General features: G+C 71.3%; 21 protein-coding genes. 14 read left to right on the forward strand and 7 right to left on the reverse strand.

Annotated features, from left to right (window positions below; all coding sequences use genetic code 11):
• Nucleotides 1–55 precede the first annotated feature (55 nt).
• From ACSMTC_RS17230 to ACSMTC_RS17255, 6 genes are read left to right on the forward strand one after another with little or no spacing between them, the layout of a single operon-like run.
• Nucleotides 56–991, forward strand: coding sequence for a putative RNA methyltransferase (locus ACSMTC_RS17230; RefSeq protein WP_436560580.1), 936 nt, complete (start codon nucleotides 56–58; stop codon nucleotides 989–991).
• Entirely contained in the window at nucleotides 988–2121 is a 1134-nt protein-coding gene (locus ACSMTC_RS17235) for a glycosyltransferase (protein ID WP_436560581.1), read from the forward strand. The genes ACSMTC_RS17230 and ACSMTC_RS17235 overlap by 4 nt, the downstream gene beginning before the upstream one ends.
• On the forward strand, nucleotides 2118–2426 hold the full coding sequence (locus ACSMTC_RS17240; RefSeq protein WP_436560582.1) for a response regulator transcription factor: 309 nt from the start codon (nucleotides 2118–2120) through the stop codon (nucleotides 2424–2426). Before ACSMTC_RS17235 ends, ACSMTC_RS17240 begins: the two co-directional genes overlap by 4 nt.
• Nucleotides 2423–3064: an HAD family hydrolase gene (locus tag ACSMTC_RS17245; RefSeq protein WP_436560583.1), complete on the forward strand. Its 642-nt coding sequence runs from the start codon at nucleotides 2423–2425 to the stop codon at nucleotides 3062–3064. Before ACSMTC_RS17240 ends, ACSMTC_RS17245 begins: the two co-directional genes overlap by 4 nt.
• A 2-nt stretch (nucleotides 3065–3066) precedes the next feature.
• Nucleotides 3067–4305, forward strand: coding sequence for a glycosyltransferase family 4 protein (locus ACSMTC_RS17250; RefSeq protein WP_436560584.1), 1239 nt, complete (start codon nucleotides 3067–3069; stop codon nucleotides 4303–4305).
• Between the two features lie 36 nt (nucleotides 4306–4341).
• Entirely contained in the window at nucleotides 4342–4848 is a 507-nt protein-coding gene (locus ACSMTC_RS17255) for a GNAT family N-acetyltransferase (RefSeq protein ID WP_436560585.1), read from the forward strand.
• A gap of 22 nt (nucleotides 4849–4870) precedes the next feature.
• Here the strand turns inward: ACSMTC_RS17255 and ACSMTC_RS17260 are convergent, their stop codons facing one another.
• Both ACSMTC_RS17260 and ACSMTC_RS17265 read right to left on the reverse strand, forming a co-directional pair.
• Nucleotides 4871–5464, reverse strand: coding sequence for a hypothetical protein (locus ACSMTC_RS17260; RefSeq protein ID WP_436560586.1), 594 nt, complete (start codon nucleotides 5462–5464; stop codon nucleotides 4871–4873).
• 118 nt (nucleotides 5465–5582) lie between these two features.
• Entirely contained in the window at nucleotides 5583–7424 is a 1842-nt protein-coding gene (locus ACSMTC_RS17265) for an alpha-galactosidase (RefSeq protein WP_436560587.1), read from the reverse strand.
• A gap of 129 nt (nucleotides 7425–7553) precedes the next feature.
• Here ACSMTC_RS17265 and ACSMTC_RS17270 point away from each other — a divergent pair, with 129 nt between their 5' ends.
• A complete protein-coding gene (locus tag ACSMTC_RS17270; protein ID WP_436564717.1) occupies nucleotides 7554–8486 on the forward strand; it encodes an NAD-dependent epimerase/dehydratase family protein in 933 nt (310 codons plus the stop codon).
• 9 nt (nucleotides 8487–8495) lie between these two features.
• Here ACSMTC_RS17270 and ACSMTC_RS17275 read toward each other — a convergent pair whose 3' ends face one another.
• The 4 genes from ACSMTC_RS17275 to ACSMTC_RS17290 are packed head-to-tail and all read right to left on the reverse strand — an operon-like array spanning nucleotide 8496 to nucleotide 11524.
• The gene (locus tag ACSMTC_RS17275; RefSeq protein WP_436560588.1) at nucleotides 8496–9356 is read right to left on the reverse strand and encodes a hypothetical protein; all 861 of its coding nucleotides are present in this window, start codon (nucleotides 9354–9356) and stop codon (nucleotides 8496–8498) included.
• Entirely contained in the window at nucleotides 9337–10182 is an 846-nt protein-coding gene (locus ACSMTC_RS17280) for an aldo/keto reductase (protein WP_436560589.1), read from the reverse strand. The genes ACSMTC_RS17275 and ACSMTC_RS17280 overlap by 20 nt, the downstream gene beginning before the upstream one ends.
• A complete protein-coding gene (locus ACSMTC_RS17285) occupies nucleotides 10179–11369 on the reverse strand; it encodes a cupin domain-containing protein (RefSeq protein ID WP_436560590.1) in 1191 nt (396 codons plus the stop codon). Before ACSMTC_RS17285 ends, ACSMTC_RS17280 begins: the two co-directional genes overlap by 4 nt.
• A 14-nt stretch (nucleotides 11370–11383) precedes the next feature.
• The gene (locus tag ACSMTC_RS17290) at nucleotides 11384–11524 is read right to left on the reverse strand and encodes a hypothetical protein (protein ID WP_436560591.1); all 141 of its coding nucleotides are present in this window, start codon (nucleotides 11522–11524) and stop codon (nucleotides 11384–11386) included.
• Between the two features lie 252 nt (nucleotides 11525–11776).
• Here ACSMTC_RS17290 and ACSMTC_RS17295 point away from each other — a divergent pair, with 252 nt between their 5' ends.
• Nucleotides 11777–12814 (forward strand): NAD-dependent epimerase/dehydratase family protein, encoded by a 1038-nt coding sequence (locus tag ACSMTC_RS17295; RefSeq protein WP_436560592.1) that lies wholly within the window; start codon nucleotides 11777–11779, stop codon nucleotides 12812–12814.
• Between the two features lie 66 nt (nucleotides 12815–12880).
• Here the strand turns inward: ACSMTC_RS17295 and ACSMTC_RS17300 are convergent, their stop codons facing one another.
• Entirely contained in the window at nucleotides 12881–14206 is a 1326-nt protein-coding gene (locus ACSMTC_RS17300; protein WP_436560593.1) for an NsdA family TPR-like regulatory protein, read from the reverse strand.
• 395 nt (nucleotides 14207–14601) lie between these two features.
• On the opposite strand from ACSMTC_RS17300, the gene ACSMTC_RS17305 reads away from it, so the two are divergent.
• From ACSMTC_RS17305 to ACSMTC_RS17330, 6 genes are all read left to right on the forward strand, one after another.
• Complete coding sequence (locus ACSMTC_RS17305; protein ID WP_436560594.1) at nucleotides 14602–14994, forward strand: roadblock/LC7 domain-containing protein; 393 nt, start codon at nucleotides 14602–14604, stop codon at nucleotides 14992–14994.
• On the forward strand, nucleotides 14991–16457 hold the full coding sequence (locus ACSMTC_RS17310; RefSeq protein WP_436560595.1) for a Mur ligase domain-containing protein: 1467 nt from the start codon (nucleotides 14991–14993) through the stop codon (nucleotides 16455–16457). The genes ACSMTC_RS17305 and ACSMTC_RS17310 overlap by 4 nt, the downstream gene beginning before the upstream one ends.
• 55 nt (nucleotides 16458–16512) lie before the next feature.
• The gene (locus ACSMTC_RS17315; RefSeq protein WP_436560596.1) at nucleotides 16513–17040 is read left to right on the forward strand and encodes a helix-turn-helix transcriptional regulator; all 528 of its coding nucleotides are present in this window, start codon (nucleotides 16513–16515) and stop codon (nucleotides 17038–17040) included.
• Nucleotides 17040–17246, forward strand: a complete 207-nt coding sequence (locus tag ACSMTC_RS17320) for a hypothetical protein (protein ID WP_436560597.1) — start codon at nucleotides 17040–17042, stop codon at nucleotides 17244–17246. Before ACSMTC_RS17315 ends, ACSMTC_RS17320 begins: the two co-directional genes overlap by 1 nt.
• A 159-nt stretch (nucleotides 17247–17405) precedes the next feature.
• Entirely contained in the window at nucleotides 17406–19313 is a 1908-nt protein-coding gene (locus ACSMTC_RS17325) for a glycoside hydrolase family 15 protein (RefSeq protein WP_436560598.1), read from the forward strand.
• Entirely contained in the window at nucleotides 19313–21415 is a 2103-nt protein-coding gene (locus ACSMTC_RS17330; protein WP_436560599.1) for a tetratricopeptide repeat protein, read from the forward strand. The genes ACSMTC_RS17325 and ACSMTC_RS17330 overlap by 1 nt, the downstream gene beginning before the upstream one ends.
• Nucleotides 21416–21551 lie beyond the last annotated feature (136 nt).

A 21551-nucleotide genomic window follows, 5' to 3' on the forward strand; every position in this document is an offset into this window, starting at 1 on the left:
CGACCGTAGGCCCCCTTCCCGCCACACACCCGCGGGAGCCCACGGTAAGGACGCCATGTACTCGAACATCTCCGCTGCCGCCCCGGTCTTCCGCTGCCCGGTGTGCGAGGAACCCCTGGTTCGCGAGGACCGCTCCTTCGGGTGCGTCAACGCACACAGGTACGACGTTGCCCGCGAAGGCTACGTCAACCTGCTGCTCGCCCAGCACCGGCACTCCAAGGACCCCGGTTACAGCAAGGAGATGATCGCCGGCCGCCGCGACTTCTTCGACGCGGGCCACTACCAGAAGCTCGCCGACGGCGTCGCCGACGTCATCACCTCCTATCTGCCCGAGGGTCCGGCGCTCGTCGCCGATGCCGGCTGCGGGGAGGGCTACTACCTGCGGCGCCTGCGCAACACCCTCGCCGGCCTCGGTCGGGAGGACGACGTGCTGTTGTGCGGGATGGACATCTCCAAGCACGGCGTCCGCGTCGCTGCCAAGCGCGACCCGCAGGGCCTGTACGCCGTTGCCGGGACCTACCGCATGCCGGTGATGAGCAACCGGGTGGATGTCATGCTCACCCACTTCTCCCCGGTGTCAGCCGCCGACTTCCGCCGCACTGTCAAGCCGGGCGGCACCGTCCTGGTCGGCGGTCCCGCCGAGGGGCACCTCTACGCCTTCAAGGAGCTGCTCTACGACACCCCGGCCAAGCACGAGCCCTTCGACCGTCTCGCGGGTGAGGCGGGGTTCGAACTGACCGGTACCCACAGCATCCGCTACCCGCTGAGCCTGCGCGGCCCCGGCCAGGTGGCGAACCTGCTGCTGATGACTCCCTTCTACTGGTCCGTCGGCGACGAGACCCGCGCCCGGCTCGCCGCCATGGACCAGCTCGACACCGAAGTGGACGTGATCGTCCACGCCTACCGTCGCACCGCCGACGCCCTGGCCGAGGATGCACCCGAGGCCGAGCCCGAGGACAACGGCGACGCAAGGAGTTCCGAAGACTGGTGAAGATCCTCTTCGACGGCCAGGTGACGGGAGCGGACGGCATCGCCCGCTCCACCCGCCACCTGGCCGCCGCCCTCCAACGACTCGCCCCCGAAGCCGGGCTGACCCTGATCGTCGCCCCGCCCACCACCGTCCCCCGCTACAGCGTCGCCGAAGGCCGGCGCCTGCTCGCTCTGGCCGCCGAGCACGACGCCGACGCCATCCACCTGCTCGACTACCGCGTGCCGATCGGCGGCAGCTCGCTGCCGGTGCTGGCCACCGTCCACGATCTGCTGCGGTTACGGCACCCCGAACACTGCTACACCGACGATCAGTTCACCGACCGATTCGGCTCCGCAGGTCTCACACGGCTGCGCGAGGCCGTAAAGCAGTTACGGGCCACGGCCTCGCCGCCGCCCGGCACCACTCGACCGCCCGAGTCGCTGCACGAAGAGTTCTACGCGCTGATGACCGCGTACACCGCAGGCTCGGCCGCCGCCGTCCTCACCCCGACCAGGACCGTCGCCGACCACCTCGACCAGGCCGTGGGCCGCCGGGTGAACGCCACCGTCGCGCCGTGGGGAGTCGACCACCTGACATCCCCGGCCGACCAGCTACCCGAAGGGCTTCGGCCCGGCCAGTACCTGCTCTACGTCGGACAGGCCCGCTCCCACAAGGGCCTCCACCAGCTGCTGGACGCCTACCGCGCCTCCACCGCAGCGCGCAGCGGCTACCCCCTGGCACTGGCCGGCCGCGACTTCACCACCGCCCTCGCCCGCGATCTCGGCCTGGAAGACAGCATCGTCCCGCTGGGCGAGGTATCGGAGCCCTCTCTGGCCCGCCTGTACGCCGACGCCACCGCGGCCGTTCATCTCGCCGAGCACGAAGGCTTCGGCTTCACCCCATTGGAGGCCCTGAGCCTCGGCGCCCGGGTCCTAGTCTCCGACCTGCCGGTGCTGCACGAGACCCTCGGCGTGCACGCCCGCTTCACCGACCCTGGCGACCGACACGCCACCGCGCGGGCCATCGACCGGCTTCTGGCCGAGCCCGACACCGAACCGGAGCGCCGCCGGCGCGCCACCCACGCCTCCCACTTCCGCTGGGACACCTGCGCCCGCGTGGTCTTGGCGGCCTACCGGAAGGCGACCACGTGACCGCCACCATCCCCGAACGCACCGCTCCGGCCGACCAGAGCGCCCGCGGTGCACCAGCGCTCACCCCACGCCAACTCGACATCCTGCGGTGCATCGCCAACGGCAGCAGCGTCAAGGAGACCGCGAAGGAGCTGTGCATCTCGACCAGCACGGTCAAGACCCACTCCCGCAGCCTGTACGACGCTCTCGGAGCCGGTGACCGCGCGCACGCCGTGGGCCTCGGCTTCCGCCTCGGCCTTCTGGACAGCGCCGACGTCCGCCTCCCCAAGACCGAAGCCACCCCGCCCCAAGGAGCCGCCGCGTGAACCAGCTGCTCGTCCTCGACCTCGGCGACGTCCTGGTCCGCACCGCCCCCGGCGCGCAGTACCAGGCGCTGCACCGGCTCACCGGCACCCCGCCGAACCACTGGGCGGAGGCCGCCGACCCCACCGGCCTCACCGAGGAGCTGGAGCGCGGCGAACTCGACTTCGCCGCCTTCGCCGCCACCCTGTGCGAACGCACCAGCACCCCGCTCGAGGCCGCCCCGCTCAAGCGGATGCGGAAGGCGTTCAACAAGACGGTGCACAGCCTCGACCCCGCGATGGCGTGGGCCGTGCGGCCGTTCGCGCAGCAGAACCGCCTGCTGCTGGCCAGCAACACCAGCGAGCCGCACTGGCAGCGCATCCGCGAACTGCTCACCGCCGACGGCTTCCCGGACGTACCCGCCTGCCTGTCCTTCGAGATCGGCCACCGCAAGCCCGCCAACGAGTTCTTCCACGCGCTGGCAGCGCTAGACCCGCGGGTAAGTGACAGTGCCGTGTTCCTGGACGACCGGCCCGAGCACGTCGCCGCCGCCAGCCGGCACGGGCTCACCGGCATCCGTCACTACGACACCGCGACCAGCGCCACGTACCTTGCCGGACTTCTCGCTGGCCCACCCACCACAACCCTCCAAAGGAGCTGATCGTGCCGCTCGTCGCAGTCGATATCCGCGCCAACCACGACACCGGCGTGGCCCGCTACGGCCGGTCCGTCCTCGCGGCCGTCGCACCCCTCGCCCGGGAAGACGGCATCAAGATCCTCACCGTGGTCCGCCCCGGCCATGGGCACACGGCCGCCGCCGCGCTCGACCACGGCCACGAGGTGATCGAGATCGGTAGCGACACCGGCTTCGTTCGGGACAACCCGGAGCTGCGGGACCTGCTCACCGCCCGCGGCGTGGACCTCTACTACACGTCGCACTACACGGTGGACCGCCAGTGCCCGGTGCCCTTCACGTTCACCATCCACGACCTCACCCGCATGCGGATGCCGCACCTCAGCTACACGGACCGCACGTTCGCCGAGCGGTTCGGAACCGAGGAGGCTGACCGGGTCCGCGCCGAGCTGTCCGACCTCGCCGACCTGGACACCATCAGCGACAGCGAGGAGACGTTCACCCGCTACTTCACCGCGCTGAACCGTGACCTCGCGGCCCGTGCCCACCGCATCACCACTGTCTCCCGCTCCACCGCGGCCGACATCACCAGCCTTCTCCACTACCGGGACGACCGGCTCGACCTCGTCCCCTGCGGCGTCGATGTCGAGAGCTTCCGGCCACGCCCCCGGACCGAAGTGACCTCCGTGCGCGCCAAGTTCGGCCTGACCTATGGCCCCTACCTGGCGTTCGTCGGCCTGACCCACCCCAACAAGCGGTTCGACTGGCTCGCCGACCAGTTGACTGCCGCCCGCCAGCAGCTGCCCGCCGGCGCCCGCCTGGCCGCGATCGGCGGCCACGCCGACCAGGTCCCCGCCGTCCGGGACATGCTGCGCGACCGTGGGGCCGAGGACTTCGTCGTCTTCACCGGCCGGGTGAGCGACGACGAGCTGGCCGCGCTCTACAGCGGCGCCGCTGCCTGGGTCACCGCCTCGCTCAACGAGGGCAACAACCTGCCCCCGCTCGAAGCCCTCGCCTGCGGCAGCGAGGTGATCGCCACCGACATACCCCCGCTGCGCGAATCCCTCGGCGAGCACGCCCACTTCTACTCGCCCACCGACCCTGCCGCCCTCGTCGACCGCGCCGCCGCCGTCCTGGCCGGCACCGCGGATCGCCGCCAGCCTGGCTTCCGCGTGCCGTCCTGGCACGATGCCGGCCAGGCCCTGCTCGCCTCCTGGAGGGCAGCGCTGCACGGTGACCGCCCGGCGGCGGGCAGCCCCGGAAACTGACCTGCCCCAGCGCCCTTGGCCCGGTACGGTCGCACTGTGCCGGATCTGGACCTGCCCACGTACGACGTCCACGCCTCCTTCCTGGGGGCCGTCGCCGAGTACCGGGCCGAGGGCTGCTTCCCCGAGTTCGACCAACTCGACGTGCAGAACCCCGACGCCTTCGCCGCCTACGTCGACCAACTGCGCGACGACCCGCGGGTCCTCTACCAGCCGGGGCTGCCGCCGCTGACCATCCTGTGGTGGACGGAGGGCGAGCACTACCTGGGCCGGTTGTCCATCTGGCACCGACTCCACCCCGACTGGGCCCACAGCGGTTACATCGGCTACGACGTCCGGCCCACCGCGCGCCGCCGGGGCCACGCCACCGCGATGCTCGCCGCCGCGATGCCCACCGTCCACGCGCTGGGCATCGACCCCGTTCTGGTGACCGTCAGGGCGCACAACACCGCCAGCCGCCGGGTGATCGAGGCGAACGGGGGTCAGCTGGTCCAGCAGGACGGCGACCGGCTGCGCTTCCACCTGCCAGCCGCACGGTCCGCGTAGCCGGGCTGCTCTCCGGGGCTGCTCAGCCGAGCACCCGTACGTTCCAGCGCTTCAACGCCTTCGCGTCGCCGTCCCGGAGGACGTGACCGGCAGCCTCCAGAGCGGCCCTCGCCGCCTGTTCGATGCCCTCCGCGTCGATCTTCGGCGTCTCCATCACGGTCAGGCGCGCGAGCAGGTCCCACACCACCACCGGCCCGTGGGTGAACAGGTTCATCCCGTCGCACCCGACGTAGGCGGCACGCTGGTCCAGGGCGGCGTCAACTCGCTTGGCGAACTCCTCGTAGTTCGAGCAGGCGTCGAGCACCAAGCCGTGACAGCGCAGGCCGCCAAGGTCGCAGCGAAGCTGATCGAGGTTGATCCACCGCTCGGCGTCGGCGACGTTCTCCCCCGCCCAGGCGACCCCGTCGTCCGAGAAGCCGCCGTGGCCGGCGAACACGATCAGATCGGCCGGCGCCCGCAGGGCCTCCAGCGCCTCCGCGGCCGTGCGCGGAGTCCGAACGTCGATCTTGAGGGGATCACGGCTCTCGTCCGGGTACCAGCGGCGCCGGACCGTCCGCAGCTGGTATCCCAGCCCCCAGACGTACTCCACCATCGGTTTGTCGCCGGCGAACGCCATGATCCGGATCGTGCTCACTTCCGCCCCCCGTCCGTGGTGAACCAACTTCGTCACGAAGACTAGGCGTTCCGCCCCGGGGCACCGGAGCCGCGCCCGGGGCACTGCCCCGGGCGCGCCCTCACAGGGTGCGCCACGTCCTGCGGAGGAGGGCGAAGTCGTCGGCGGTCAGGGCTTCGCCGGTGGTGTCCAAGTGGCTGGCGTAGTACAGGCTCGGAACCCCGAGGGACGGCTGGGCGGCGGTGTACTCCCGCCACGCGGCCAGCGAGGGCAGCGGCCAGCCGTCGGTGTCGATCAACGCCGTGGGGTCGGCGACCCTGGCCATCTCGGCCCGGAACGTCATCTCCGGCAGGACGCTCTCCGCCCGATGGGAGTAGATGTCACCGAGCCGCACCATGTCCTGCACGCCGGAGAAGTACGGGTTGGGCGACTGCCCGACGATCAGGGCGTCCGGCTTGGCCTCCTTGGCGGCCTCGTAGATCACGCGCTGCATCTCGAAAGCGGCCTCGATGCCGAACAGCCGGTCCGAGTCGACTGGGAACGCCATGCCGTAGATGCCCGGGACTGCGGACTGGTGGTCCAGCTTGAGGCCGTCAGCGTTGGCGCAGCCGGGGCCGGCGCCGAGCAGCTGGTGCACCTGGCTGCGGATGCGTTCCCGCACCGTTGGCAGGGTGATGTCGATGCCGAGCTTCGCCCCCGCGGCCGGGGTGCCGAACTTGGAGAGGCGCCCGGGTCGGTTGGTGTGCAGCTGGCGGTCCGGCCACCAGCGCACGCACTCCTCGGCGTCGATGCCTTCGGTGTCCCACGGCCCCCACCACAGCAGCACCTTGCGGCCGGCATGATGCTGCTCGGCGACGAACCCGGGCAGGTCGGGCCACCGCCCGGTGTCGATGTTCTTGAGACCTCCGGCTAGGAACCACCGCGCGTCGACCACGACGGTGCCGAAGGGGAGTGACTCGGCTTCCAGCCGGGTCACAATGTCGCGGTAGTTCGTCTCGGTGCACAGGGTGTAGACGGCGGTGTCGGGCCCGCGTTCCCGGGTGGAGCGGATGCGGAAGAGGTCGCCCTGCCAGGACTGGTGGCCCCAGCCGCAGACGATCGGCCGTGCCCACCACGATGCCGGCCGCCGGGCGGGCCGGGCGACGAGTCCCGCGTTCAGCAGTGCGTGGACGTAGGCGGTCAGCGCGGCGGTGGCGCCGACGCCGGGCACCAGGATGATGCCGGGGGGCTCGTAGGTGCCGACGGCTGGGGCCGCGCCCCAGCAGTTGAGGCCGAGGGCGAATCCCTCCGGGCCCCCCAGGTACTCCAGCTCGGAGAAGAGGTGTCCGCCGGGCTTCACCGCAAGCCCGATGGCCCACCACTGCTCCTGCCCCGCGGCGTTGACCGCGAACGCGAGCAGCCCCGGGTTGGCCATGAAGTTGCCGCCGCCGTGGTCGAGGTCGGCGTTCACGCTGACCTGCGCGTATTCGTGCGGCGCGGTCAGCTGTCGGGCGTAGGTGTTCGGTTCGGGGCAGAGCACGTGGGTGAAGGCTGCCGGGGAGCCGGTGGAGTAGGCCCGCGCGGGCGTGCGGCCTCGGTCGTTGAAGTGCTTCGTCAGCGCGAAGTGCTCGCCGAAGCCGTCGGCCGCGATGGTGTCGAAGTAGCGGACCGAGTCGATCGAGCCGGAGCCTTGCGCTGTCACCGAGAAGACCAGGTGAGCGGCGAACACGTCTACGCTGTAGCGCTTGGTCCCCCACCCGGTGGACCGCGCGGTCCAAGTGATCCGCTCGAAGTCCGTGTGCTCCACACGCTCCGGGGCTTCGGCGAGCACCGCCCTGTCGATGCCGCCCGCGGTGTCGATCGCGATCTCGGGGATGAATTCCTGCCGCAGGCCGGCGGACTCCACCACCATCCGGAGCGGGCTTCCTCCGACCGACACCCGGAAGTCCTTGCGGACGACCTCGATCCCGTCGTTCGTGCTCACGCCGAACACCCCCTCCGACCTCGTGAAATGTGTTTCAGCGAGCCACACGCTATCGAGGTGAAAACGCTTACGGTATCGACCAGTTGGCTATAACCTCACCCCGACCGACCGCCCAAGGAGCAAGGAGTGATGATGCGTCAGGTATTAGTCACCGGAGCAGCCGGCCTTCTGGGGGTGTGCCTGCTGACCGAACTTCGTCGTTCGGGCGCCGAAGTCCTGGCGGTGGACGACGGCAGCGCCGGAACCTGGCATCGGCTGGCCCGGTTCGACGCCGACCCGGGCGTGATCACCCACCGGGTGGATATCTGCGACCGCCGTGCGCTGGCGGCCGTTTGGCCCCGCGATGGCGTGGACGCGGTGGTCCACCTGGCCGCCCGGCACTTCATCCCCGACTGCCAGGCCAACCCCGAGAAGACGTGGCAGACCAACGTCGTCGGCACGTCGAACGTCCTGTCCGTGGCGGCCGAGCGAAGGGCTACCCGCTTCGTGCTGGCCTCCACTGCCGACGTCTACGAGGCGAGCGTGGACCCCCACCACGAGGGATCTGCTCTCGGCCCCACCAGCGTCTACGGCCGCACGAAGCAGTTGGACGAGGTCATGCTGAGGCACGCCGCCGCCCTCGGCGCCACCACGGAGTACCTCGCGGTCCGATTGTTCAACTTGTACGGACCCGAGCCGACCGTCGACCACCTGATCCCCGCCATCACCGCCCAGGCTCTCGCGGGCGGCCCGCTCTTGCTCGGCAATCTCGACTCACAGCGCGACTACGTCTTCGTCGCCGACGCTGCCGCCGCGGTCGCCGAGCTGCTGCATGCACCGATCACCGGCGTGGTGAACGTCGGAACCGGTATCGGCACCACCGGCCACTCCGTTGTCGAGCACGCCGGGAGTTCTCTCGGACGCGAACTCGTCGTGACCTCCGACCCTCGCCGGATGCGTCCCTCGGACCGTACACACCTGGTGTCCGATCCAGCTCGCTTGGTGCAGCACGTGCCGTGGTGGCCGGCGACTTCCGTCCGCGACGGCATCGAAGCGGTAGTGGCCGCTGGCTCCGGGGCGTAGCTTTCCGGCTCAGCCGCAGCCGCCAAGTTGGGCACCCTCAGCGATGCCCTGGGGGAGGGCAACGCCGGTCAGTTCCCGTGCGCGGGCGGTCAGGATGGGGGCCAGTTCCAGGTAGTACCCGCGGTCAACCGCTTGGAGCATTTCCGCCAGAGCGACCAGTTGGCCGACTCGGCCGGCCGGGGACTCCAGAACCTCCCCGAACTCTTCGCGGATGCGCAGTGCGACGTCGGGCACCAGCAGACTGCTGACCCACAGGACCGCGGGGTCGTAGCCGACCGGCACCAAGCCCCAGCGTTCCCAGTCAAGGATCTTGAGTGGCGCGGCGGTCACGTTGGCCCACTGGAGATCGCCGTGCCCAGTGGTCCGCTCGATCTCTGCCGGAGCCGCGATGCCGAGGTACCTGGGGAAGGCGTCGTCGATCCAGCTCTGGCGCGGGGTGGCCTTCGTGCCGGGCGCGGTCGCGATGCTGGCGAGCGCGTCCTTGAGCGCGGTCCACCAGGTGCCGTCCAGATCGGGGTCGTCGCGGAGGTCCGGCGTCGGGGACACCGCCGGGCCGACGAGGTCGAAGACGTCGGCCTGGTAGAACCACGTGGTGTCGGTCCAGTCCAGGGTGTTGTGGAGCCGGGGGCGCGGAACGGCTGGGGGGACCAGCTGTTCGGCGCCGAGGGCACCCTGGCCAGCCGACCGGGGCGCCCGTTTGCGGCTGCCTCTGGAGACGCGGAGCCAGAGGTTGCCGGTTCTGCGGCCGGCGGTGGTGCCGGAGGTGCCGAAGACCAGTGGCCCAGCGCACGCGAGGCCGAGGAACTGCGCGGCCCTGCGGTGTGCTTGGGTCAGGTCGTGCCGGGTGTCGTCATCCGGCTGAAAGGACATCGAGCACCGTCCGAAGTCGGTCGTCGGGAATCGGTTGGGCGAGGGCTTCCCTGGCATCCTCCCAGTGCCGGCGGGTGCTGGTCGAGGTGAGCACGACGTCCAGCGCCGGACACGCGCCGATGAGCTGGTACGCGGCAGCGTGCGGGGTCGCACCGGGGCTGATGAGGTTCACCAGTTCGGGGGTCATCAGGCCGGGAAGTTCGCCGCCGTGCAAGGGTGCGGAGGCGAAGGTGGTGAGTCCGGCGTCGCGCGAATGGACGAGTGGCCCGGCGCCGTCGAGGGCCTGGGCGATGGGTTCGGCCATGACGAGGCTGACCGGCATCTGCACGCCGGCGAGGTGGTGGTGCGCCGCCCCGGCGGCGGTACGGGCGAGTCCGGTCAGTTCGGCGACCGTGAACGCCCCCTCGGTGAACCCGGACCAGGTGGCGACGCCGTAGCCGCCGATGCGCCCGGCGTGCGCGAATTCCTCCAGCACGGCGAACGCGGCGAGGACGGCGCGGTGCAACTGCTGCCGGTCGTGGCCGGTCCGCTCGGGGTTGTGCACGAACACGAGGTCGGCGCGTCCCAGGACGGCGAGGGACTCCTCGGTCTGGGCACGGACGTCCTCGCGGGCGAGGCTGTGGCGGCCAGCCGGGTCGAATCCGGTCTTCGTCGTCACCCTGGCGGCCGGGTGCTCGGCGAGGACGGGGGCGAGGTCGCGGTGTGCGCGGCCGTGGCCGTAGTTGGGGGCGGTGTCGATCCACTCGGCTCCGGCCGCGAGGGCAGTGCGCGCCGCGTCGCCTGCGGCGCGCACCCGGTAGGTCCCCAGGCCCAGGGCCGGGCTCACCGCGGGGCCTTGACGACGGCGAGGGCCTGGCCTCGGAGAAGGGCGGTCAGCAGACCGGCCACGTCCTTTACCTCAAGGCCGGCGGCATCGGCGAGTTCCCCGAGGCTAGCGGTCTCCCCGGTGAGCAGGATCTTCAGGGCCGGTGCGGCGCGCTCCGCGAAGTCCCACGCGGTACCGGCGGCGGACAGCGTGACGGTTCTGGCCTCCGGATCGGCAGTGAGGCTGGCTCGTGGGGCGGTGATCCGAACCTCGATCTCCCGGTCGGTGGGAAGGGCGTCCACGTAGGGCAGGGACGGGGCTGGGCGGCCGAAGTGGGTGGTGCCGGTGGACCGGGCCCAATGGTCGATCAAGCCGGGGTCCGACAGCGCCGTGATCACTGCGGTCCGCAGGGCGCCGAGGTAGGCGGCCTTCTCGGTCACCGAGCCGTGGAGTGGGAGGTCCGCCCGTACGGCGGCACTCTCGTGCAGCTCATCTACCAGCCACCCGAGCAGGGTGGCGCCGGTCTGGGCGACGAGCCCGAAGGTCAGGTGGAGGGATTCGGTCCCCTGGTCGGCGGTGACGCTGTGCCACCATCCGCGCGGCAGGTACAGGACGTCGCCAGGGTGGAGGACGAAGTCGGCGACCGGGTCGCCCTCGGGTTCCTCCGGGGATTCCACGTCACGGAAGGTGGGCACTGGCCTGGTGGGTTCCCACAGCTGCCAACGTTTGGCACCGTACTGCTGGACCACGACCACCGCGTGGTCGTCCCAGTGCCGGCCGAAGCCTGACTCCTCGGTCCAGGACGCGTAGGCGTTGGTCTGCACGGGTGTGCCGGTGAAGCGTTCCAGGGCGTCGGCGGCGGCGCGGATCGGCGGGTGGATCTCGTCGATCGCGTCCACGACGAGGGAGGCGCCGTCGGCGAGCTGGGCGTGGAGCTCGGCAGGGTGCAGCCGGTTCCACGTCACCCCGCGCCGGTTGGTGGTGGGGGTCGAGTAGCGGCCGACCGGTACGGTCTGCCCGTCCTTCGACAGCCGCAGTCGCGGCGCGTCGAGGCGGTGGGTGGCGAGGATGGCGTTCAGGTCGTCCCAGGGCAGGAGGGGCTCGGCGTCGGCACCTCCGGCGGGGAAGACGGCGTAGGAGCGGTGGAGCACCTGGGCGAGGAACTGGTCCCCGCCCAGGCGCACCGCCCACGAAGCGGCGTCAGGCATCGTGGGCGTCCTTCTCAGGTATCGTTCTGGTCGGACTTGCCGCCGGTGTTGTCGGACGGCACGTCAGCCCGCGAACGCGCGGCCCGGATGTTACGGACGGCGACCAACAGGCCGCCCTCCTGCTCCGGCTGGGCCGCAGGTGCGATGCTCTCCATCGGGACTCCTCTCCTCCTGCCGCTGCTGAACCTTCCGCGAGTCGGAACAGTCCGCAGTGGCTGAGTGACCTAGTGTTGCGACCAGGGCTTGGCGGGGCCATGCCGTCCGACTGTCATCTCGGGCGCCGCTTCGCACACAGGTGTCATTGGGGTGTCATCTTCGCCACGATCACGGTTACGACCTGGGACGTCTGGCTCTTGCCAACGTACCGGGGTGGCCAATGGGCAGCCGTCCTGGGCAGGATTCCGGGCATGGACATCTTGGTGATCGGCGGAGGCTGGTTTCTTGGCGCGGCCGTGGTCGAGGAGGCGCTGGGGCGAGGGTGGAGCGTCACGACGTTCAACCGAGGGCGCTCCGGAGTGCCATTGGCCGGTGTGCAGCAGGTGGTCGGCGACCGGACGTCGGTCGAAGACCTCACCCGGCTGGCGACGCAGGGCCCGTGGGATGCGGTGATCGACACGTCCGCGGCGGAGCAGCCACCGAACGTGGTGCTCGCGGGAGCCAAGGCGCTGGAGAACGCCACCGAGCGCTACGTCTACATCTCGACCGTGTCCGTTTATGCCAGCTGGCCGGACCACCCACTCAAGGTGGGCGATCCGGTGCTGGACGGACCCGCCGACGCCGATCGCGAGTACGGCAGGAACCCCGAGGGCTGGCGAGGACCCAACCTGCACTACGGGCGGCAGAAGGCCGGCACCGAGCGGGCAGTCGTCGAGACCTTCGGTCCGCAGCGGTCCTGGCTGGTACGCCCCGGCGTGATCCTCGGACCCCGTGAGTACGTCGGCCGGCTCCCGTGGTGGCTGCGGCGGGCCGAGCGGGGCGGGCAAATCCTGGCACCCGGGTCTGCGAGCAAGAACATCCAGCCGGTCGATGTCCGCGATGTCGCACGCTTCGCCGTCGATCTCGCTGAACGGTCCGGCGGAGGCGTCTACAACGCGACCGCGCCGATCGACCGCAACACCATGGGCAGCTTCCTGGGGGCCTGTCTCGCGGTGACGGGCGGCCAGGGCGAACTGCTGTGGGTGCCGGATGAGGTGCTGTTGGAGCACGGCGTCCGGCAGTGGACGGAAGTGCCGCTTTGGCGGACGGGCAAGGGCGTCTGGCTGGTCGACTCCACCCCGGCCCACGCGGCCGGGTTCCGGTGCCGCCCCTTGGAGGAGACGGTCCGGGACACCTGGGAGTGGCTCCAGGCCGGCAACGCCCCTGTCCCGCACCCACGAGCAGCCGCTCTCGGAATCGACGCGGATCGGGAACGGGCGATTCTGGCGGCTGCCGGGTCTCTTCGCTGAGCGGGATGCGACGGACAGGGCGACCAACACCATGGCGGTCGCCCCGTCCGTCGCGGTTCTGTGGTGCTACTCGATGGCCAGCCGCGCAGCGGCGCCCCCGAACTGTCGCGGGGCGGCGACTCGGGTGTACTCCTCCAACCCCTCTCGAAGGGTGTCAGCAACCGGTGACGTCCGGACGGACTCGGTGGTGAGCAGCTTGCCGACGTGGACGACCCGCTCGACCAGGCCCTTGGCGCGCCGGTCGGGTGCAAGGTCCGCGATGGGCTTGAGGATCTCGGCTGCTTCCTCCACCTCGCCGTTGAGGATCAACGCTGCGGCGAGGTCCGTCCTGGCCTCGGCGTCGATCCGGGAAATCCTCTGTCCAACAGGCAGGCTGGCTTGCAGCTCCAGCACCCGTCGGGTGTGCTCCAGCGCGCTGGTGCCATCACGCAGGAGCACGAACGTGGTGCCGTAGGACCGGGCGAGCCGCTCCGGACCGTGAAGGAACTCGCCGGCCACGTCATCGTGGAGGTCGTCTCGTTCGACGGTGTCCACATCGAGGAAGCGCGCGACCGCCGCTGCGGCCCTGCGCTGGTCGCCGAGGTGCCCATAGGCTCTGGCCTCGATCGAAGCGATGCGTGCTTGGCCGGCCGTACCGACACCGGGGTACGACTGCGCCTGCCGGATGAAGCGGATCGCCTCACCCGGCCGCCCTTCCCAGTAGGCGAACATGCCGAGCGTGCCGGCCGCGAACGCGGCCAGCGGGGTGAAGCGGGTGACCTCGGCGTACATGCCTGCGGAACGGGCGAGCCGACTGGCCTCGCCAAGGGAGCCAAGTCCGAAAGCGGCCAGGGCGAGCAGCGCGGTCGTCTCGCCGATTGCGATCAGCAGAAGTTGCCGCTGCTCGGGGATGTGGGTGCGGTCCAGAAGACCTTCGGCGTTCGTCCGAAGCTGCCGGGCTTCACGGAGCACCTCGAAGGGTGCCCTGTTGTTGTAGGTGCGGGCGAGGTGGCGAACGTCGTCCTGGACCTGGTCTATGGACAGGTCCGAGAGGAAGGCGGACGCGACGGAAGCGGCGTGGTCGGATGCTTCGCGTGCAGTCATCGCGAGTTCTCTTTCGAGGTCTTGCCGGGATACTGCCGTCGGGTCTCCCTCACGCGGCGGCGCCAGGAGTTCGGCAATCGTCCGATCGAACATGTGCTGGATCGTCTGCGAGAAGACGGAGGTTGGCCGGCTCACAGTTCCGGCGACCCAACGCCTGAACGTCGCCTCCGACATGTCCAGGTTTCGAAACCTCGTGTCCTTGAGGCTGCGCGCCAGCTCGTTCCCCGCGGCTCTGAGTTCCCTGTGGAAGTCCGGGAATTCCCATCCCGCCTTCTCAACCAGGGCACCCAGTAGCGTCTTACTCGCCATGCCGCACGCCTCCGCCCCCGGGGTCTCAACCTGGCCCAACCGCCTCCGTGGGGAGGGCCTGGTCTAGCAATACCCGACAAATGCGCTTCTCACCTGCATGTCTGACGAGATGACACCTCAATGACAGGGCTACGACTCCGCAGGCCGTCAGATGACACCCGGCTGCCGTAGCGCTGTTTGAGCCACGGCGCGACAGTAGGTGGCCGATCACCGAATCAGAGCGCAATGTGACTCGGCTTCTCCTCAGCGTGCTCGGTTCCCGTTCGCGCCGGCTTCCGCCGACCGCCTGGTCGGCAGCCTCGGAATCGGAAAGCGGCCCCGTGATCACGTGCTGGACGGCGTCCTGCCGTACCTGCGCGGTCTTCCACCGCCCATCTCTGGCCAAGGAGCAACCCGTGCAGCCCCACCCGCACCCGCCCTTCCTCAGCGACTTGGTGGCCGGCATCCCCGGTGCCGTCGCCGCCATCCACGTCAGCCCCGAGGGGCTCGTCACGGGCACCTCGACCGGGGTCGACCGCGACCGGGCCGACAAGTGGGCCGCGGCGATGGCGGCGATGGCCGCCGTGAGCAACGAGAGCGTCGGCATCGCCGGCGCTCTCACGTCCGGTGAACACCCGTGGGGTCACAGCATCATCGAGGACCGGCACGGACAGAATCTCGTTCTGGTCGGCTCGCCCGACCATTCGATGCTCGCCGTGGTCGGCGCGAAGGGCATGGACCTGGGCCAGGCGCTGGCCCTGATGATCGCGCTCGCGGACCGGGGCCTGCCCGTGGCGGTGGCTGCGTGAGCGCGGCACCGGACAGGCGCACCCGGCCGGGTCGCCCGCTGCCGCTGCCGGATGTCCTGCTCGCCCCGCACTTCCCCGACCCGCACAGCCCCGGTATGGCCGGCCTCGCCTCCTACCTCGCCCGGCGCGGTGCTCGGGTGACGGTCTCACCTCAGCAGGACGGCCGCAGCACCGAGCTGCTTCAGCGGCTTGACCGTGCCGGGGCCATGCTGCACCCCGTGGTACCGGGCACAACGACGGCGCTGGTCTGGGGTGGAGACGACGCGGCGGTACCGTCGATCCTGGATCTCGCGACCGGCCGGGGTCTGCCGACGGTGAGCCACTCCCGGGCCGTCGAGCTGCTGGGCGCCACGGCGCCGACCGTCGTGGCCGTCGCCGGCAGCCACTCCACCGCGACGGCCGCCGCCGCGCTGACCTGTGCGCTCACCGCGCGCGACCCGGGCTGGATTCTCACCGCTGCCCCGCACGGCGACGCGCCCGGCTACGACGGCGGCGGCGAGGTCTTGGTGGTGGACCTGTGCCCGGACACCGCACTGCACGAGGCCGCCCCGCCCGGCTGGTTCCACCGTTCTCCGGGGGCGGGACTGCGTCCGGCGGTCACCCTGGTGACCGCTGTGGACACGGCACCCCCGGCATTCGCGACCGGGGAAGGGGCGATGGACCATGTCGAGTCCCTCGCCCGCAGCAGCGAGGCCGTGGTGGTGTGGACCGGGCAGCCGGGCTGCGACGAGCTTCTGGATCGCCTGAACCGGACTCCGGGCCCCCGCGTGGTGACGGTCGGGCGGGGCGCGGGCACGGACGTAGCCGTTCTCGGGCTGCTGTGGACCGGTCAGGACCACCACCTCACCGTTCAGGCCGGCACCGAGCGGGTTACTCTCACCGTGCCTGTCACCGGCACGAAGTCCGCGCTCGGCGTCGCGGCGGCGTTCGCGACGGGATGGGCGCTCGGGCTCCCCTGTTCCGAGCTGGTCGACGGGCTCGAGGCGTTCTCGGGGGTCGAGCGGTCGTTGAGCCGCCTGGGCACGGCCGGCGGCGTCAGCGTCGTGGAGTCCCGTGCACAGCACCCGGAGGAGATCGCCGCCGACCTCCAGGGCGCTCGAATGCTCACCGAGGGTGCCGTGGTCGCGGTGTTCGAGCCGGTCGGCCACCTGCGTACCACGGCGCTCGCCCCGAGAACTGCCCAGGCGCTGGCCGCCGCCGACCACACGGTACTGCTGCCCGTGCACTCCACCCCGGCCCGTTCGCCGCACCAAACCGAGAGCGGCATCGAGGCGCTCGTCCGCGCGGCCCCCGAAGGCCAACTTGTGGTTCCCGCGCCCGGATCGGGCCAGGTGGGCCCCGAGGCGCTGGTTGCCTCCCTCGCCCGCAGCGGCGACCTGATCCTCACCATCGGCCCCGACGCCGCCCGCCGGATCGGACCTCGGCTGCTGGCCGCACTCGACCGGCCCCAACCGGCCCGATAGCGGCCCGCCTCGCTTCCCCCTGTTCCACCTGCGTCTTTCTACGAGGAGCTGTGCCATGTCCGCCGCCCTGCCCGACAAGCCGGACCTGTCCGACGTCGAGGTGCTGCTGCTGCGCCAGGTGGCCGGTGGCCGCCTGATCTCGGCCGTCAGCCGCGCCACCGGCATCAAGGAGGCATCGGTCAACTCCGCTGTCACCGAGCTGACGATGTCCAAGTTCGGCACGCCGTATCGCCACCGCGCCGCCGCACTCGGCGTGGCCTGGGGCTGGGTGCGCGAAGAGGACGTGCCGGTGTCCAGCCCGACCGGCCTGCCGCTGACGCCGAGCCAACGGGAGGTCCTGGTCGGTCTGGTCGCGGGCGAGACGCCGCGGGCGACCGCGACTCGGACCGGCTTGGCCGAGACCACTGTCCGCACCTACATCCAGAAGATCATGACCACCCTCGGGGTCCGATCCCGCCAACAAGCGGCGGCCCGAGCCGTCCTCGACGGCCTTGTGTTGCTGAGCAGCCTGGGTGATGGCTGGCCGGACACCGTACTCGCCGACGCCAAGGAACCGGCGCCGCAGCCGGCTGGGGCGAGTTGATGCCGGGCAGCCCGCGGCTTTGGACGGGCATCCTTGCCGGGGCGGCCTGCCTGCTGCTGACGCTGGCAGCCCTGGCCGCCGTGACCGCGACGCTGCTCCACCACGACCAGGCGGTGCACGGGCCGGTGGTACTCGCTGGCATCACCTACGCCCTGGGCCTGGCGCTGCTGCTCGCCGCCGGCCTGCTCGCCGTCCGCCGGCCATGAGCCCCGGGACGGTCGCGGCGCCAAACCCCCGGGCCCGCGACCGTCCCGGTCCAACCCGAACCCCATCTAGCAGCACCCAGCACCCCGGAACACCTGTAGCAACCCATGGCGGCCGTTCGGGCCAGGGCCGCACCCCTTCTACCTCAAATGAGATCCTGTATGCGCACTTCCGCTACATGGCGGATCGAGGACCACGCGCTCCTCGGCAACACCGTGTCTGCTGCTCTGGTCCGTCCGGACGGCGCCATCGACTGGGCGTGCCTTCCGGCCTTCGATTCGCCGGCGGTGTTCGCGTCGCTGCTGGGCACCGACGAGCACGGCCTGTGGCGGGTGGGACCCGCCGTCTACGACGGCACGCTTCCCTCGGCTGCGGACCGCCGCCACTACGTGGGCAACTCCCTGGTCCTGCGCCAGGAGTGGGACACGGCCGACGGCTGTGTCTCGGTCACCGACTTCATGCCGGCTCCCACGGTCAGCGACCGCGCGGACCCTCGGATCTACCGGATCGTCGAGGGGATCAGCGGTGAAGTCCGCGTCGCCAGCGTCTTCCGGCCCCGCCCCGGCTACGGCGCCACCCGCCCGTACTTCGAGCGCAGCGCCCACGGCGCCCAGCGGCTGCTGGCGAGCGCGGATCCGGACTCGTACTGGCTCGACGGCCCCCAGCACACGGCCAACGTGCACGGCGTGTGCCGGGCCGACTTCACCGTCCGCGCCGGCCAGATCGTCGTGCTCTCGCTCACCTGGGCTCCCGCCAAACGCACTGCCGTCCCCATGCCATCCGACGCCTTCACCGAGCTCGACGCCACCACCGAATGGTGGGAGCAGTGGGCGGCCGGCTGCATCTACGAAGGCCCGAGTCGCGGGGCCGTGGTGCGCTCCGCCCTCACCATCAAGGCCATGTGTGATCCGGGCGGCGGTGTGGTGGCGGCGCCGACCACCTCCCTGCCCGAGCAGGTCGGCGGCGAACGGAACTGGGACTACCGCTTTGTCTGGCCTCGGGACAGCGCGCTGGCCATCGCCACGCTGCTGCGGCTCGGCCAGCTCGACGAGGCCCGCCGGTGGCGCGACTGGGTCTGTGACACCATCAACCCAGAGCGCCTCCAACCGGTTTACCGCGTCAATGGCGACTCCGACCTCGACGAGGAGATCCTCACTCACCTTCCCGGCTACGAGAACTCACGGCCGGTGCGCATCGGGAACGGCGCCGCCGGCCAACTCCAGCTCGACGTCTACGGCGAACTCGCCGACACGCTCCTGCTCGCCGAGGACGCCGGCCTGCCCCCCTCCCCGCGGTGCGACGCGCTGCTCCTGGCGCTCGCCGATCAGCTGGAGCAACGCTGGAGAAGGCCGGACGAGGGCATCTGGGAAATCCGCGGTCCGGCCCGACACTTCACGCACTCCAAGATCCTCGCCTGGGTGTTCTTCGACCGGCTCGTCAGGCTGCTGGTGCGCCGGCACCAGGCCGACCAGGCGCGGCTGGATCACCTGCGCGCGGTGCGCGACGAGATCCACACCGACGTGTGCACCAACGGGATCGACCCGCAGCGCGGGGTGTTCACCCAGTACTACGGAGGGCAGGATCTCGATGCGGCCCTCCTACTGATTCCCACGCTCAAGTTCCTGCCTGGCGACGACAAGCGAGTGATCGCCACCGTGGAGGCCATCCAGCGCGAACTCGCCACTCCTGACGGCCTGGTCCACCGCTACCCGACCCAGGAACGCCGCGGTACGAACGTCGACGGCCTGTCCGGACGGGAGGGCGCCTTCCTGCCCTGCGCGTTCTGGCTCGCCGACGCCCTCGCCGAGATCGGACGTGTCAGCGAATCCCGCGAACTCCTCGACCGGCTCCTCCTCCTGCCCAGCGACCTCGGGCTGCTCGCTGAGGAGTACGGCCCGGTCAACCGTCGCCAACTCGGCAACTACCCTCAGGTGTTCAGCACGCTCGCCCTCGTCGACTCCTGCCTCGCCCAGCGGCGGGCGGTATCGCTGCCCGCCCAGGGCAGACCCGCACCGGCCCGGATCGGCGCCACACCGGCACCAGCCGTCCTCACCGCGGCGGAGGTGTAGTGACCCACAGCACGGTCAGCAACCGCATCGACGGCTCCTCCCAGGTCCGCACCTCCGTTCAGGCACGGGACATCCAGGCCATCCACTTCCACCCCGACCGGGTCTGGCCCATCCCGAGGCAACTCCCGGCCGTGACCAGGGTGTTCACCGACCGCCTGGAGGGGCTGGACTTCCTGGACTCGGCGCTGGCCGACCCGGCCCCGACCACCGCGTCGGTGGCGGTGATCAGCGGTCCGGACGGCATTGGGAAGCGGACCCTGGCCGCCCGCTGGGGGCATCGGGCGGCTGACCGGTTCCCGGACGGTCAGCTCGTGGCCCGTCTGCGCGGAGCCGGCCGCCCGGCCCCGCTCGCCGAGGTGACCCGGTCGCTCCTGCGGGCACTTGGCCTCGGCGAGACCGAGACGCTGCCATGGGACACCACCGAGCTCCTGGCCCTGTGGCGCTCCGTGAGCGCCACCCGCCGACTGCTGCTGGTCCTGGAGGACACCAACACGGCCGAGCAGGTACTCCCGCTGGTGCCCGCCAGCGCGCAGTGCGCCGTCGTCGTCACCAGCGCCGCCCCGCTGCCCGCCCTCGCCGCCCACGGCGCGCGCCACCACCGCCTGGAACCGCTCGCACCCGAGCACGCCCTCCTCCTGTTGGGGCGGATCGTCGGCGAGCAGCGCGTGCACGCCGAGCCGCAGGCCGCTGCCGCGCTCGCCTCGGCCTGCGGCGGCATGCCGCTGGCGATCGGCCTCGCCGCCGGGGCAGCCAGCCTCGACCCGGCCCGGCCGCTCGGCGAGCACCCGGCGCTGGCCGCGCCCGCACCCTCGGAGGCCGTCACGGTGGCGACCACCGTCGTCTACGAGTCGCTGCCCGAGCCCGCGGCCCGGCTGCTGCGACTGCTGGCGCTGGTGCCGGCGCCCGACATCGACACGCTCACCGTCGCCGCCGCGACGGCTACGCCGATCGTCCAGACTGCTCAGCTGCTCCAGGAACTCACCGCTCGGCACCTGCTGGAGCACTCCGGCCGAGTCGCCGGCCGGGGCGAGGTGTACCGGCTGCGTCCCGCCGTCGCCGAGCAGATGCGGGCCACCGCCGCCCGCACCGACTCCACCGCGATCCGGACCATGGTCGTCCAGCGCTATCTGGACGTCCTGATCGCCACCGCGCACGCCACCGTCCAGCGGCTCACCCCGCACCACCGCGTGCTGCCCCGTCAGTACCGCCACCTGCCCAGCGAGCCGCCCCGTTTCGCCTCCGACCACAGCGCGCTCGCCTGGTTGGAGGCCATCGCGCCGGCCGTCCAACCCGCCCTCGACGTTGCCCGTGAACTCGGCGAGCACCGGGCGCTCGTCACCCTGGTCCACGACCTTTGGCCGCTGTTCCACCGGCTGCGCCGACTGGACCTGAGCGTCGTCGCCCACGAGCAGGGCCTGCGCTCGGCGATGATCTGGGGCGACCGGATGGCGATCCGCGAGATGACCACCACCCTGGCCCTCGCGCTCAAGGGGACCGGCCGCCTCGACGAGGCCGGCCAACGCTACGCGGAGGCCCGCGCCCTGGCGAACGCCGACAAGGACCGCAGCGGGGTCGCCCAGTGCACGATGGGCATCGGCTCATGCCTGTGGGCCGGCGGGCAGTACACGGAGGCGAAGCCCCACCTCAGCGAGGCGGCCCGCATCTACGACGACCTCGACGACCTGCGCGGCACCGCGCTGGCGGACATCCTCCTCGGCTCGGCCGCCACCCGCCTGGGCGGGCCCGACGACGGCGTGGCCCTGCTCTCGGAGGCCCACGCGAGCCTGGCCCTGCTCACGCCGCCCGACCCGCTCAACGCCGCGCGGGCCCTGGCCTTCCTCGGCGAGGCCCACTCCCTGGCCGGACGGCATGAACTCGCCGTCGCCACCCTCACCGAGGCACATCAGACCTTTGAGGACCTCGGCCACGGCCACTGGCGCGCCCACACCACCGAGCTCCTCGGCCAGGACGCCGAACGCTCCGGGGCGAAGCAGGCCGCGCTCGCCTGGTACGGCGCCAGCCTCGACCAGTACGCCGCGCTGGCCAGTCTCCGGGACATGGATCGCCTCGACGCCCGGATCACCCAGGTGAACGCCCAATGAGCGCAATCCCCGACGACTCCGGCTGCCCCAGCCGTTCACCGGAGGGTGTGACTCCCAGGGCAGCCGGTCCCCGGACACCTCAGCCGGTCCCGCTTCTCCTTGGCCGGGATGTCCGTCGGTGGCCGGCGGGCGGCGC

Origin of the sequence: Kitasatospora sp. HPM-01-4 (genome assembly GCF_051374625.1) — a bacterium.
In the GTDB taxonomy this organism is placed as follows: Bacteria; Actinomycetota; Actinomycetes; order Streptomycetales; family Streptomycetaceae; genus Kitasatospora.

What these genes read in the sequence shown, in the direction of transcription:
- ACSMTC_RS17295 (WP_436560592.1), top strand. Translation starts at nt 11,777, where the DNA reads ATGGACATCTTGGTGATCGGCGGAGGCTGGTTTCTTGGCGCGGCCGTG.
- ACSMTC_RS17275 (WP_436560588.1), bottom strand. Translation starts at nt 9,356, where the DNA reads ATGTCCTTTCAGCCGGATGACGACACCCGGCACGACCTGACCCAAGCA.
- ACSMTC_RS17230 (WP_436560580.1), top strand. Translation starts at nt 56, where the DNA reads ATGTACTCGAACATCTCCGCTGCCGCCCCGGTCTTCCGCTGCCCGGTG.
- ACSMTC_RS17300 (WP_436560593.1), bottom strand. Translation starts at nt 14,206, where the DNA reads ATGGCGAGTAAGACGCTACTGGGTGCCCTGGTTGAGAAGGCGGGATGG.
- ACSMTC_RS17325 (WP_436560598.1), top strand. Translation starts at nt 17,406, where the DNA reads ATGCGCACTTCCGCTACATGGCGGATCGAGGACCACGCGCTCCTCGGC.
- ACSMTC_RS17270 (WP_436564717.1), top strand. Translation starts at nt 7,554, where the DNA reads ATGATGCGTCAGGTATTAGTCACCGGAGCAGCCGGCCTTCTGGGGGTG.
- ACSMTC_RS17290 (WP_436560591.1), bottom strand. Translation starts at nt 11,524, where the DNA reads ATGGAGAGCATCGCACCTGCGGCCCAGCCGGAGCAGGAGGGCGGCCTG.
- ACSMTC_RS17320 (WP_436560597.1), top strand. Translation starts at nt 17,040, where the DNA reads ATGCCGGGCAGCCCGCGGCTTTGGACGGGCATCCTTGCCGGGGCGGCC.
- ACSMTC_RS17315 (WP_436560596.1), top strand. Translation starts at nt 16,513, where the DNA reads ATGTCCGCCGCCCTGCCCGACAAGCCGGACCTGTCCGACGTCGAGGTG.
- ACSMTC_RS17285 (WP_436560590.1), bottom strand. Translation starts at nt 11,369, where the DNA reads ATGCCTGACGCCGCTTCGTGGGCGGTGCGCCTGGGCGGGGACCAGTTC.
- ACSMTC_RS17260 (WP_436560586.1), bottom strand. Translation starts at nt 5,464, where the DNA reads ATGGCGTTCGCCGGCGACAAACCGATGGTGGAGTACGTCTGGGGGCTG.